Annotated in this window: 12 protein-coding genes; 6 read left to right on the forward strand and 6 right to left on the reverse strand. The window is 68.3% G+C overall.

Annotation, left to right across the window (positions count from 1 at the left end):
- Window positions 1-58 precede the first annotated feature (58 nt).
- Together SL003B_RS13920 and SL003B_RS13925 are read left to right on the forward strand one after the other, a co-directional pair.
- Window positions 59-1,924 (forward strand): tetratricopeptide repeat protein, encoded by a 1,866-nt coding sequence (locus tag SL003B_RS13920; RefSeq protein WP_013653499.1) that lies wholly within the window; start codon window positions 59-61, stop codon window positions 1,922-1,924.
- 25 nt (window positions 1,925-1,949) lie between these two features.
- A complete protein-coding gene (locus SL003B_RS13925) occupies window positions 1,950-3,107 on the forward strand; it encodes a polysaccharide pyruvyl transferase family protein (RefSeq protein ID WP_013653500.1) in 1,158 nt (385 codons plus the stop codon).
- A gap of 12 nt (window positions 3,108-3,119) precedes the next feature.
- Here SL003B_RS13925 and SL003B_RS13930 read toward each other — a convergent pair whose 3' ends face one another.
- The 6 genes from SL003B_RS13930 to SL003B_RS13955 form a co-directional block, all read right to left on the reverse strand.
- Window positions 3,120-3,863 (reverse strand): SDR family NAD(P)-dependent oxidoreductase, encoded by a 744-nt coding sequence (locus tag SL003B_RS13930; RefSeq protein WP_013653501.1) that lies wholly within the window; start codon window positions 3,861-3,863, stop codon window positions 3,120-3,122.
- A 15-nt stretch (window positions 3,864-3,878) separates the two neighbouring features.
- Window positions 3,879-4,859: an aminotransferase class IV gene (locus SL003B_RS13935; RefSeq protein ID WP_013653502.1), complete on the reverse strand. Its 981-nt coding sequence runs from the start codon at window positions 4,857-4,859 to the stop codon at window positions 3,879-3,881.
- 9 nt (window positions 4,860-4,868) lie between these two features.
- Window positions 4,869-5,606, reverse strand: a complete 738-nt coding sequence (locus SL003B_RS13940; RefSeq protein WP_083812094.1) for a cytidylyltransferase domain-containing protein — start codon at window positions 5,604-5,606, stop codon at window positions 4,869-4,871.
- Window positions 5,603-6,301, reverse strand: coding sequence for a class I SAM-dependent methyltransferase (locus SL003B_RS22400; protein ID WP_158306636.1), 699 nt, complete (start codon window positions 6,299-6,301; stop codon window positions 5,603-5,605). Before SL003B_RS22400 ends, SL003B_RS13940 begins: the two co-directional genes overlap by 4 nt.
- A gap of 172 nt (window positions 6,302-6,473) precedes the next feature.
- Complete coding sequence (locus SL003B_RS13950; protein WP_013653505.1) at window positions 6,474-7,418, reverse strand: N-acetylneuraminate synthase family protein; 945 nt, start codon at window positions 7,416-7,418, stop codon at window positions 6,474-6,476.
- Between the two features lie 581 nt (window positions 7,419-7,999).
- Window positions 8,000-8,812: a ferredoxin--NADP reductase gene (locus SL003B_RS13955; RefSeq protein ID WP_013653506.1), complete on the reverse strand. Its 813-nt coding sequence runs from the start codon at window positions 8,810-8,812 to the stop codon at window positions 8,000-8,002.
- Window positions 8,813-9,180: 368 nt separating this feature from the next.
- Here SL003B_RS13955 and SL003B_RS13960 point away from each other — a divergent pair, with 368 nt between their 5' ends.
- The 4 genes from SL003B_RS13960 to SL003B_RS13975 all read left to right on the forward strand — a co-directional run bounded on the left by SL003B_RS13960 (window position 9,181) and on the right by SL003B_RS13975 (window position 13,437).
- Window positions 9,181-10,212: a GlxA family transcriptional regulator gene (locus tag SL003B_RS13960; RefSeq protein WP_013653507.1), complete on the forward strand. Its 1,032-nt coding sequence runs from the start codon at window positions 9,181-9,183 to the stop codon at window positions 10,210-10,212.
- 108 nt (window positions 10,213-10,320) lie between these two features.
- Window positions 10,321-10,524 (forward strand): YgaP family membrane protein, encoded by a 204-nt coding sequence (locus SL003B_RS13965; RefSeq protein WP_013653508.1) that lies wholly within the window; start codon window positions 10,321-10,323, stop codon window positions 10,522-10,524.
- Window positions 10,525-10,780: 256 nt separating this feature from the next.
- The gene (locus SL003B_RS13970; protein WP_013653509.1) at window positions 10,781-12,451 is read left to right on the forward strand and encodes a formate--tetrahydrofolate ligase; all 1,671 of its coding nucleotides are present in this window, start codon (window positions 10,781-10,783) and stop codon (window positions 12,449-12,451) included.
- Window positions 12,452-12,735: 284 nt separating this feature from the next.
- Window positions 12,736-13,437, forward strand: coding sequence for a corrinoid protein (locus SL003B_RS13975; protein ID WP_013653510.1), 702 nt, complete (start codon window positions 12,736-12,738; stop codon window positions 13,435-13,437).
- Window positions 13,438-13,442 lie beyond the last annotated feature (5 nt).

A 13,442-nucleotide genomic window follows, 5' to 3' on the forward strand; every position in this document is an offset into this window, starting at 1 on the left:
GTTTCCTGCTAGACTTTGCAGGCAGTGATTCTCGCCATCGAGACGAAGCGGAGGTGACATGGCGCTCAAGGCGGCGGCAGCGGCCGTTCCGATGGACAAGATGCGGCAGGCACTCGCCCTGCAGCAGGCCGGCGAGGTGGAAAAGGCCCAGCGCATCTACAAGGCCGTGCTGAAGAAGGCCCCCAATTCGCCCGATGCCAACCATCTGCTCGGCGTCAGCTACCGCCAGCTCGGCTTTCCGCGCCGCGGCCTCGACTTCATCCGCAAGGCGATCGCGCTGGCACCCGACCGCGCGCCCTACCACGCCAATCTCGCGCGCACGCTGTCCGACATTCCCGGCACGCCCGCCGAGGAGGTCCTGGCGGCGGCGGAAAAGGCCGTCGCGCTCAACCCCGGCCTGGCCGAGGCCCACAACATGAAGGCGATTGCGCTCAACAGGCTCGGTCGCGACACGGAAGCCGAGGAGATCTTCCGTTTCCTGATCGCCGCCCATCCGCGCCATGCCGACGCCCACCGCAACTACGGCGTCCTGTTGCGCGACCGCGGCGATCACAAGGAGGCCCTGCGCTTCTTCGAGGCGGCCGCGCTGCTCGACCCGGACAATCCGGAAACGCTGGTCCAGCGCTCGCGCGCCCGCTTCGAGCTTGACGATTTCGCCGCCTCGCAGCCGGAACTGGAGGCGGCGCTCGCCCGCTTCCCCGCCCACGGCGACCTCAACCACGAGATGGCGCGCCTCATGTTCAAGATCGGCGACGCCTACAAGGGCCTGCCCTATGCGGAGGCCGCCGTCGCCGACGAGCCGGACAACGTGCACCGGCAGGTCACGCTCGGCGTCATCCTGCAGAGCCTCGGCCGTTCCCGCGAGGCCGTCGCCGCGCTGCGCAAGGCACGCGACAACTGGCGCGAGGACATCCCGATCGCCGAATGGAACATGTCGCTCGCCTATCTCGGCATGGGCGACCTGAAGACCGGCTGGGACCTACACCGCGCGCGCTTCCGCGCCGGCCTGTCGTCGACCCTGTGCCGGATCTTCGACAAGCCCGAGTGGGACGGCTCGGACCTTTCCGGCAAGACGATCCTAGTGTGGAACGATCAGGGCATCGGCGACGCGCTGCGCAACGTCTCGATGCTGCCGGAGCTGCAAGCCATGGCCGACCGGGTCATCCTCGAGCCGCCCTACAAGCTCATGCCGCTGTTGCAGCGCAGCTTTCCGGACATCACCATCCGCGAGCAGTCGCACGACCGGCTGTCGCTGCGGACCCCGGTCGAGGATTTCGACGTCCAGTGCAGCCTGACCGACCTCGCCATCCACCTGCGTCGGGACATTTCCGATTTCGCCAGGGCGCGACATCCGGTGCTGGCCTTCGACGCCGCGCGCGCGCGCGGCTATTTCGACCGCCTGCCGGGCGCAGGCAGGATGCCGGTCGTCGGCGTCGCCTGGCGCTCCGGCCAGCTGGATGCTTGGCGCGCCCGCTGGTATCTCAACATCATGCAGATGGCGCCGATCCTGAAGACAACGGGCATCGTCTTCGTCAACCTGCAGTACGGCGCGCTCGAGCGCGAGATCCGTTGGGTGCGCGAGGCGCTCGGGCTGGACTTCCAGTCCTTCGACGACATCGATCTGCGCGACGACCTGGAGGCGGCGGCCGCGCTGACCGCCTGCGTCGATCTGGTCATCTCCTCCAACACCAGCGTCGCCGACCTCGCCGGCGCGGTCGACGTGCCCTGCTGGCGCTTCGGCCCGCCCAACGGCATCAGCCTGCTCGGCCAGCAGAACCCGCCTTGGCACCGCTCCGTGACCTATTACCGGATGCCGCACGAGGAACCGTCGGAGGCCATCGTGCCGGTGCTGCAGCACGACCTTCTGGGCTGGCGCGACCACTTCGATCCGGGCGTCCGCGACGCCCGCCTCGGCCGCGACTGACCGGCCGTCCTGAACGGAACCGACCATGGCCACCCTGCGCGTCCTCCACCTCGCCTCCTTCGTCGGCAACATCGGCGACAACGCCATGCACGACGGCGCCTGCCGCACGCGTGCCGATGACCTGCCGTTCGAGATCGCTTACGAGCGGCTGGAGATCCGCGAGTTCATCCACTGGACGACGCGCCGCCTCGACGACGCCTTCCTGTCCTACGCCAACGGCTTCGACGCCGTGATCGTCGGCGGCGACAGCCTGCTGCAGACCTGGCGCGACGACACGCCGACGGGCACCTATCTCGACTGCGCGCCGGACTTTCTTGCCGGCGTCCGACGCCCGATCTGCTTCTACGGGCTCGGCGTCGACGCCACACGCGGCGTCAGCGAAACCGCCATGACCCGCTGCCGGAGCTTCCTAGACGGCCTGCTCGCCGACCGCCGGCGCCTGCTGTCGGTGCGCGACGACGGCTCGATCGACCTGGTGCGCGCCCATCTCGGCCCCGCCTATGCGGACGCCATGGCGGTCATCCCCGACGGCGGCTTGTTCGCGCGGCCCGAGCCCTGTCCGCACCCGGAACGTCCGGCCGGCACCGAGCGGCTGCTCGCCGTCAACCTGGCCGGCGACATGCCCGACAAGCGCTTCGCCGGCGCAGGCGGCGGCGACCGGGACGCCTTCTGCCGGGCGATGGCCGGCATGCTGTCCGGCGTGCTTGCGCGCGACCCCGGCCTCGGCCTCGTCTTCGTGCCGCATATCCACAGCGACGTCGCCATCGTCGCCGACACGCTGGCCGCGCTCGACGACCGCCAGCGCCGCACCCGCGTCGGCATCGCGCCCTATGTCCAGGGCGATCACTGGTCGGCCGGCTTCGATCTCTACCGCGAGGCCGACCTTGTCCTGGCCATGCGCTTCCACGCCAACCTGGTGCCGATCGGCCTCGGCGTGCCGGCGATCGGCCTCGACACCCACCACAAGATCGGCGGCGCCTTCGCCGCCCTCGGCCTCGCCGACCGCTGCGTGTCGGGCGATGCGCGCGGCCTCGTCGAGGCGGCCGGCGCCATCGCGGCGCGCGACCTCTCCGACGGCACTCAGACGGTGAGGCAACGCCAGCAGACCGCAGTTGCGGCCAAGCGCGCGACGCTGAAGGCCTTTCACGAGGCGATGGCCAACTGGCTCGAGCGGACGCTCTGACGCGCCCTCTCCCTACAGCCCCTTGGCGAGCCAGCCGCCGTCGACCGGCAAGTCGATGCCGGTGACATAGGCGGCCGCCGGCGAGGCCAGGAACAGGCACGGCCCGACCAGGTCCTCAGAGCATCCCCAGCGCGGCAGCAGCATGTGCGCCTGGCGTTCGGCATGCAGGGCCGGATCGGCATGGCTCTTCCGCGTCATGTCGGTGTGGATGTAGCCCGGGCACAGGTTGTTGACCCGCACGTTGCGCGCGCCGAAGTCGCGCGCCACAGCGAGCGTCAGCTGTCTGAGCGCCGCCTTGGACGCCTGATAGGCCGGATTGCCCGGAAAGCCGAGATGTGCCCCGAGGCTGGTGACGTTGACGATGGCGCCGCCGCCGCGCCCGGCCATCTCGGCCGCGACGCGCCGAATCAGCCGGAACGGCGCGTCGAGGTTGACCGCCAGGGTGGCGCGCCAGATCTCGTCGGCATAGGGATCGTCGCCGCCCAGGCTGACGCCGGCGTTGTTGACGAGAACGTCGATCCGAGCGAAGCGCGCCAGCGCCGCCTCTGCAATACACTCGGCCGCGTCCGGTTCGGTCAGGTCGGCGACCATCGGATGAACCCCCGCCGGCGCGCCGCCCTCGCAGGCCAGGCGGTCGACGGCGAGCACCTGCGCGCCGTGCCTGGCAAAGCCTTCGGCGATCGCCCGGCCGTTGCCGCGCGCCGCCCCGGTCACGATGACGGCGAGGTTCTCGACGGAAAACAGTGAGTTGGTCACGGCGTCCTCCGCCCGTCAGCGCAGCCCGCTGCGGAAGGCATAGGTGGTCGGCGTGTCGCCGAGATCGCGGCTGCGGTTCCAGCCCTTGATCTGGGCGATGATGTCGACGCCGACCGCCTCGCTCCAGGCCGCCATCAGGCGGGCGAACACCGGGCCCGGCCGGCCGCTGCCGACCGGCTGCCCCTCGAAGCCGGTGACCGGGATCATGCAGAAGGGCGTCGCCGTCATGAAGGCCTCGTCGGCCTGGTGGACGTCGTAGGGCTCCAGGTCGCACTCGCGCGCCACCAGCCCGAGCTTCGGACACAGTTCCTTCATGACGTAGTCGCGGCTGATGCCGCGCAGGACGTCGTGCCCCCTGGGCGTCAGCACCTCGCTGCCGCGGACCAGGAAGACGTTGGCACCGGTGCCCTCCGACAGGAAGCCGCGCTCATCGAGCAGCAGCGCCCAGTTGTTCTGCCCGCTGATGCGCGCTGCCTGGATGTTGGCGACCTGGTAGTGGATGCGACTGCGGTTCTTGATCTTGGGATCGAGATAGGTCGCGGGAATCGCGCGCTGCGGCGGCACGACGGCGTTGACGCCGGTGTCGAACAACCCGCCCATGCCGGCCACGGTCCAGCGCAACGGATAGTCGGCGATGATGACGTTCGGCCCGGTCGGCAGGTCGACGTTGTCGCGGTAGATGCCGAGCAGGCCGCGCGTCACCGTGATCATCAGCCGGTGCTCGTCGTCGGCGTCGAAGCCCGGCGCGTTGGTCTCGATGGTCGCGTGGCAGGCCGCTTCCAGGTCCTCGATCGCGGGGATGTCCGGATATTCCAGGATGCGCAGGCCGACGTGGAGACGTTCGAGATGCTCGCGCAGCTTGAACTGCCGACCGGCGAAGGAGCGGGTCATCTCGAACACGGCGTCGCCGAACATCATGGCGCTGTCGTAGATCGACACGCGCGCCTCGGTCTCGGGAATGAAGGCGCCGTTCCAGTAGACGACCCGTTCGCTCATGTCCTGCCCCTAGCCCTTGGCGGCGGCCTTGCCGCCGGCGCGCGTATCCCACCATTCGATCACGTCGTCGATCCCGAACGCGGCGTTGCGGGGATAGAGGTCGTCGTAGAGCCGGGAGATCCGGTCGAATTCGGCGGCCGTGTTCACGTCGAGCACGATGTCGGGCCGCCGCACGCGTTCCGGACAGGTCGGCGAGCCGATCCGGTAACGCTCCGCGTGGTCGTAGAAGCAGGTGTGCGGGTGTTCGCGGTGGCGCGGCGCGGTGTAGGCCCGCGCCGCCTCGTGCAGCGCGTCGGCGCGGTAGACCTCGCAGCCGATGCCGTCCGGAAAGCCGGTGTTCAGCACGTCGGGATAACTGGTGGTCAGGTCGTTGCCGGTGCGCAGGTGATGGTCGATGGTCAGGTCGATCACCCACGGCTCCGGGCACGGGTTGTCGGCCGGGATGCGCACGACATAGTCGAGCTCGAAGGCAACGGCGGCCATGGAGAAGCGCGCCAGCACGTCCGCCTCGGGACCGCGGAACAACTCGACCCCGGTCGCACGCGCGACCTCGACCAGCGGATCGTCGGCATCGATGTCGGGAATGGCGAGGATGAACACGTCGGGCCGCGTCGCGCGGCTCGCCCGCTCGACCACGCGCGCAGCCAGCGGCGCGCCGGCAAGCGGCATCATCGACTTGCCGGGCAGGCGCACGGAACTCATCCGCGCCTGGAACACACAGCCTATCCTGGCAGCCGGACCGCTCATGGCCTCGGCCTCCCGTCAACCGGACGCAGCGGGCCGAAGGCATGGCAGAGTGGCACGCCGCCGTGCTTGGCGTCGCGCTCGACGCACCAGTAGGCGATGTCCATCACCGTCGACAGGTGGCGGTGGAGCTCGTCCTGCGAACCGATCGTGTCCTGCCCGACCCAGGTCCTCGACGGCGGAAACGACAGCGTGACCAGTGCGGCGCCGCCGTCCCGGGCGAGGCCGGCGAAACGCGCCAGCGCGGTGCCGAGGTCCTGGACCACGTACCACAGCACGCCGCGCATCACGACGAGATCGTAGCCCGACGCGACCGCCGGTCGGGTGGTCGGCCAGTCGGGCGACAGCAGGTCGCCGACGGCGAAGCGGCAGTCGGGATGCAGGGCCCCGGCGCGCTCCACGGCGGTCGGCGACACGTCGAGGCCGACGACCTCGGACGGCTGCCCGCACGGGCCGACGAGCTCGCGCTTCATGCGGGCGGTAAAATGGCCAAGTCCGCAGCCGACGTCGCAGATGCGGTCGAAGCGGTGGCGCTTGAGGATGGCGATGTCGATGTCGGCGATGGTGTCGAAGGCGTTCGCGTCCTGGTGCCAGGGCACCTCCTCGCTGTAGCGGTACATCCCCTCGAAGTCGCCGACGAGCTTTCCGTCCTTGAAGACGTAGTCGTGGTAGTCTTTCGAACGGTCCGGAACAGTCACGCGCGCTTGTCCATGCAACGGCAGCATCCACCTTTCGTCTTCGCGAATCGGATCGTCGGCGTTTCGCGCAGTGAAGCGCGCAACCGGCTGCCCTGTCTATCGGTACTTCTTTTAAGCCGAAGACCTTTCCAATTGGTGGACGATTCGTTACCCGGAACCGATCCGGTGGCGCTCACAGGGTATTCTTGCGCCGCAGCTTTTCCGCGACCGGCTTCTCGCCGTCGCAGATGCGGATCACGCCGTCGCCGCGCACGGTCTCGAAGCGGCGCAACTGCGAGACGAGGTCGGTCAGTTCATCCATCTCCAGCGACGCCGCCTGGTCGGAGCCCCAGTCGCTGCGGTCGAGGGTGACGTGCCGCTCCAGCGACACCGCGCCCATGGCAACCGCAGCGATGCTCGGCAGCATGCCCTTCTCGTGGCCGGAGTAGCCGACCGGGATGTCCGGGAACTCGCGCCGCAGCGTATCGATGCCGCCGAGGTTGATGTCCTCGTCGGCGGTCGGATAGGTGGCGGTGCAGTGATACAGGCAGGCAATGGAGCCGCCGGCGTCGCGGATCACCGCCATCGCCCGGCGCACCATCTCCAGGTCGCACATGCCGGTGGAGACCAGCAGCGGCCGGCCCGTCCTGGCGCAATGGACCAGGAAGTCGCGGTCGGTGATCATCGCCGAGGCGATCTTCAGGAACGGACAGTCGAACTGCATCAGGAAGTCGACCGAGGCCTCGTCCCAGGGCGAGGCGAACCAGTCGATGCCGATCTCCCGGCACAGCGCGTCGATGCGCTCGTACTGCTCCTTGCCGAATTCCAGGCCGCGCTTCAGGTCACCGTTGGTCGAGCCGAACACGCTCTCGCGCGGGCGGGCGAGTTCTTCCGCGCTGTAGACCACGTCCACGGTGCGCTTCTGGAACTTGACGGCGTCACAGCCGGCGGCCTTGGCAGCGCGGATCATGTCCAGCGCCTTGTCGATATCGCCGTTGTGGTTGATGCCGATCTCGGCGACCACGTAGCAATGGGAGGCGCCGATCTGCGGCCGCATCAACTGGCGCAGCCGGTCGAGCGTCTCGTGTGTCTCGGCCGTCCCCGTCCGGGTCTTCTTCATTGCGATGACTGGAACCATATCCGCCGCCTCGGTTCGCCACAGGGGCCGGGTGATGCCGTTCGTTCACCCTCCTCCACCCTTACCTGCATGCCACCGCGGGACGCTTGCTGTCCACATTTGCGCGCCGGAACGCCGGCTCTATCCCCCGCTAGCGACGAAAAATGCCGGAAAACTCCCGGATTCCTGTCAGTTTTCCGCAGCCCCGCGCAACCGCCCCGCCGACCGCCACGCACGGCGCACAAGCATCCCCGGACGAAAAAAGCGGGCGAATCATCGCCCGCCGGGCTGCCGACAGCCCTCCGTTTTCGTCCCGGACCCCGATCCGGGACGGCCCGATCCAGTCGGCGATGACCGCCGAGGGATGGGCACGGCCTCACCACTCCCTCAGTCGTCATCCCGGACAAGTTGAGCGTCAGCGAAACGCGGATCCGGGATCCGGCGCATCAGGACGAGCGCCAGCGAGTGCCTAACAAACCGTATTGTCGCGCGACGCGCGGCTGATCTTTAGGATCCGGATCGGCGCTTCGCTCACGCTTGCACGGCATGGACCGGCGAGGCCGAGATCCGGCGCTTCACCGTCAACCTCAGCGGTCCGTCCGTCAGCCGACGAAGGCGCGCTCGACGACGAACTCGCCCGGCTTGTTGTTGGCGCCCTCGGTCAGGCCCGCCTGCTCCAGCAGCGTCTTGGTGTCCTTGAGCATGTCCATCGAGCCGCAGATCATGCCGCGGTCGACGGCCGGGTCGAGCGGCGGCACGCCGAGATCGGCAAACAGCTTGCCCGACGAGATCAGGTCGGTGATGCGGCCGGTGCGGACAAACGGCTCGCGCGTCACCGAGGTGTAATGCACCAGCTTGTCGCGGGCGTACTCGCCGATCAGCGGGTCGTTCCTCGTCGCCTCGACCAACTCCTCGCCGTATTTCAACTCCGCCACCTCGCGGCAGGTGTGGGTCAGGATCACCTGGTCGAACTTCTCGTAGGTCTCCGGGTCGCGGATCAGGCTGGCGAAGGGCGCGATGCCGGTGCCGGTGGAGAACATGTAGACCCGCTTGCCCGGCAGCAGCGCGTCGTTGACCAGCGTACCGGTCGGCTTCTTCTTCATCAGGATGGCGTTGCCAGGCTGGATCAGCTGCAGCTTCGATGTCAGCGGCCCGTCCGGCACCTTGATGGAGAAGAACTCCAGTTCCTCGTCCCAGGACGGGCTGGCGATCGAATAGGCGCGGTAGAGCGGCTTGCCGTCGATCAGCAGCCCGATCATGACGAACTCGCCGGAGCGGAAGCGGAAGCTCGCCGGCCGGGTGGTGCGGAACTTGAACAGCCGGTCGGTGTAGTGCTGCACCGAGGTCACTTCCTGCACAAAGGCTCCGGAGGCGGCGGCGGCCTCCAGTTCGGCGGTCGTGGCAAGTACGTTCATCGCTTTGCGGTCTCGCTGCTGCTCGCCCGGCGCGCCCGGGAGGCAGGCGGGCCGGCGGATCCATCGCATGTCGGCGGGCCGGAAACGCGCGGCACGCGCCCGGCGGGCTTGGTTCCCATAATCCCCTAGCATTGCCGCCGCCTTGATATGAAGCAACTTGCGCCCGTTAAAAACCCGTCTGCGTCAAAAAAAATCCATTCCGCGGCCGGCTCCCGGCAAAGGAATCCCGGCCGCCGCTCCAGGCCGCCGCAGCGGCCGAATTCATTTGACAGCCGAAGCTCCCTGGCTCCCATACTGAACCATAAAGACCTTCCGGACCCTCGGGCCCGGATTTCCGGGCAAGGACGCTGGGGCAAGGACGCTGGCCGATGTCCATCAACCGACCGAACGCCGACGGGCAGACGATCGCCCTGGTCGTCCTCGATCGCTTCTCGATGATCGCCTTTTCCTCGGTGGTCGAGCCGCTGCGCCTCGCCAACCGGCTGCTCGGCCGGCCCTATTACCGCTGGAGCACCTATTCGCTCGACGGCAACCCGGTTACCGCCTCCAACGGCTGCGAGATCAGGGTCGAGCATCCGGTCTGCGCGCTGGAAGACGCCGACATCACGCTGCTGTGCACCGGCATCGACGTCGAGCGCCTGCCGCTCGACCGCGAACTCGGCGTGCGCCTGCGTCGGCTCAATGCGCGCGGACGCACCTTCGGTGCCATCTGCACCGGCGCCTACCTGCTCGCCCGCTACCAGTTGCTCGAGGGCCGGCGCTGCACGCTGCACTGGGAAAACCTGCGCTCCTTCCGCGAGGAGTTTCCCGGCGTCGAGGTCACCGCCGACCTGTTCGCCATCGACCGCAACTGCATCACCTGCGCCGGCGGCATGGCCTCGCTCGACATGATGCTGCGGTTGATCGCGATCCAGCATGGCGCCAACCTCGCCCATGAGGTCGCCGAGGTCGCGCTGTACCAGAACATGCGCCCGGGCGAGAGCGCCCAGCGCCACGACATCGAGGCGCGTACCGGCATCTCCAACGCCAAGATCCTGGAGTCGATCCGGATCATGGACATGCACATCGAGGATCCGCTGTCCTGCCAGCAACTGGCGATGACGGTCGACCTGTCGCCGCGCCAGCTCGAGCGCCTGTTCCGCCGCCATTTCGACTGCACGCCCGGCCAGTACTATCTCAGGCTGCGGCTGGAGACCGCTCGCGACCTTCTGCGTCGCACGTCGCGCCCCGTGCTCGACGTCGCCATCGCCTGCGGCTTCGCCTCGACCTCGCATTTCACCAAGTGCTACCGGGAGCGCTATTCCGTCACCCCGACCGAGGAACGCAACGCCTACCAGTGGGCCTCGCGCGACGGCCGTCCGGGCGGCAAGCCGCCGCGCAGCGCCCGCGCGGCGCACTGATTGCGCCGACATGCTGTGAACTGCCGCGCACGCCGGCCCGTAACGGCTTGCCGTCCAGGCCGCAGGACTCTATATTCACTTTATCGAATATTTTGAAAGGCTGCCCGCATGTCCCTGGAACGCACCTTTACGCTCATCGTCGGCTGCATGATCCTCGCCAGCCTGGCGCTCGCGATCTACCACAATATCAACTGGCTGTGGTTCACCGCCTTCATCGGCGCCAACCTGATCCAGTTCTCCTTCACCGGCTTCTGCCCGCTGACCATCATCCTCAAGAAGCTCGGCCTGAAGACCCGCGGCAGCATCGCCTGACGAGCGTCCGGCCGCTCCGCCCCTCCCTCTCGGCCCTCTTCCCGGCCCTCCTCCCGGCCACATCATGGTGAGGAGGGCCGAAGGCCCGTCTCGAGCCATGCGCGGCGTCCTCCCGTCGCCTCCCCGCCCCTTGCTGCCGGTTTTCCGACAGACCGGCCCCACCCCGTTTCCTAGCCTGCCCTGACAAGCCGAGTGGAAACAGGCTAAGCAGAAGGCGCATTGGACCGACGCGCGATTCACCGGGGAGCAATCATCCATGGCCAGCGACATCGAGATCGCCCGCGCGGCGACGTTGAAGCCGATCGCCGAGATCGGCGCCAAGCTCGGCATTCCCGACGCGGCGCTTGAGGCCTACGGGCGGACCAAGGCGAAGGTTTCGGCCGACTTCCTCGCGTCGCTGAAGGACCGGACGGACGGCAGGCTGATCCTGGTTACCGCGATCAACCCGACGCCTGCCGGCGAGGGCAAGACGACGACCACGGTCGGACTTGGCGACGCGCTCGCGCGCATCGGCAAGAGGACCGCGATCTGCCTGCGTGAACCCTCGCTCGGCCCCTGCTTCGGCATGAAGGGCGGCGCGGCCGGCGGCGGGCGGGCGCAGGTGGTGCCGATGGAGGACATCAACCTGCATTTCACCGGCGATTTCCACGCCGTCACCGCCGCGCACAACCTGCTTGCCGCGCTGATCGACAACCATCTCTACTGGGGCAACGCGCTCGGGCTCGACCCGCGCCGGATCACCTGGCGGCGGGTGATGGACATGAACGACCGGGCGCTGCGCCAGCTGGTCGTCGGCCTCGGCGGGCCGGCCAACGGCGTGCCGCGCGAGACCGGCTTCGACATCACCGTCGCCTCCGAGGTGATGGCGATCCTGTGCCTGGCCGACGACCTTTCTGACCTGCAACGCCGGCTGGGCGCCGTCGTCGTCGGCGCGCGCCGCGACCGCACGCCGGTGACCGCGCGCGATCTGGGCGCCGACGGCGCCATGACCGTACTGCTCAAGGACGCGATCAAGCCCAACCTGGTGCAGACGCTGGAGGGTACGCCTGCCTTCGTCCACGGCGGGCCGTTCGCCAACATCGCCCACGGCTGCAACTCTGTGGCGGCCACCCGCGCCGCGCTCAAGCTCGCGGACTACGTGGTCACCGAGGCCGGTTTCGGCGCCGATCTCGGTGCCGAGAAGTTCTTCGACATCAAGTGCCGCGCGGCCGGACTGTCGCCAGCGGCGGCGGTGCTGGTGGCGACCGTGCGGGCGCTGAAGATGAACGGCGGCGTCGCCAAGGAGGCCCTCGGCGAGGAGAACGTCTCTGCGGTGGTCCGGGGCTGCGCCAATCTCGGCCGCCATATCGAGAACCTGAAGCAGTTCGGCGTGCCGCTGGTCGTCGCAGTCAACCATTTTGCCGGCGACACGCCGGCCGAGACCGCCGCGGTCGAGGCCTATTGCGCCGACCACGGCGTCGAGGCGGTCGTCGCCACCCATTTCGCCGACGGCTCCGCGGGAGCGGAGGTGCTGGCCGGGAAGGTCGCGACGCTGGCCGACGGCGGCGCGGCGCAGTTCTCCCCGCTCTACGACGACGACCTGCCCCTGTTCGCCAAGATCGAGACGGTGGCCAGGCGCATCTACCGCGCCGACGAGGTGATCGCCGACAAGGCGATCCGCGACCGCCTGCACCGCTGGGAGGCCGAGGGTCACGGTCGGCTGCCGGTATGCATGGCCAAGACGCAATATTCCTTCTCGACCGATCCGGCCCTGCGCGGCGCGCCGACCGGCCACACCGTGCCTGTGCGCGAGGTGCGCCTGGCCGCCGGCGCCGGCTTCGTCGTCGCCCTGTGCGGCGAGATCATGACCATGCCGGGCCTGCCGAAGGTGCCGGCGGCGACGCGGATCGGCCTGACCGACGACGGGCTGATCGACGGCCTGTTCTGACCGGCCTTGCGCGGCTCTGGCGACCGCTGCAGGTCTCCGGCACCGATCCGGCAGGACGTCGGAGCAGGTTCGGACACGGGCAGGACACATGTGAGACACGGGCAGGATGACCTGCGGGCGCCCGAAAGCGCGTGAAACCCTGCTTTTTCCGGATCCCTGACGCCCCTGGCGCGACGGCCTGTCGCAGGTGCGCCGGGGCGTGTCGTTTTGGCGACACCCGCTTGTCCCCGCCGGCCACAGAGTTTTCCCCAGGCAATCAGCCTCTCATTGCATGGGGATAGTCCATGGCGGACGACGAAATCGACCTCGGCGCCCTTTCCGACCAAGAACTCGTCGAACAGATGCACGACGACCTCTACGACGGCCTCAAGGAGGAGATCGAGGAGGGCGTAACCATCCTGCTCGAACGCGGCTGGACGCCCTACGACGTGCTGACCAAGGCCCTGGTCGAGGGCATGCGCATCGTCGGTATCGACTTCCGGGACGGAATTCTCTTTGTTCCCGAAGTGCTTCTGTCGGCCAACGCGATGAAGGCCGGGATGGCGATCCTGCGCCCGCTGCTGGCCGAGACCAATGCGCCCAAGGTCGGCAAGATGGTCATCGGCACGGTCAAGGGCGACATCCACGACATCGGCAAGAACCTCGTCTCGATGATGATGGAGGGCGCCGGCTTCGAGGTCATCGACATCGGCATCAACAACCCGGTGGAGAACTACCTGGCGGCGCTGGAGGAGCACAAGCCCGATATCCTCGGCCTGTCGGCACTTCTCACCACCACCATGCCCTACATGAAGGTCGTCATCGACGCGCTGGTCGAAAAAGGTATCCGCGACGACTACATCGTCCTGGTCGGCGGCGCGCCGCTCAACGAGGAATTCGGCCAAGCCGTTGGCGCAGATGGATATTGCCGCGACGCGGCCGTCGCCGTCGAGACCGCGCGCGACCTGATCGCGCGGCGCCACAACATGCTTGCCGGCAAGGCCTGAGGGGC

This window comes from Polymorphum gilvum SL003B-26A1 (genome assembly GCF_000192745.1).
Taxonomy (GTDB): Bacteria; Pseudomonadota; Alphaproteobacteria; order Rhizobiales; family Stappiaceae; genus Polymorphum; species Polymorphum gilvum.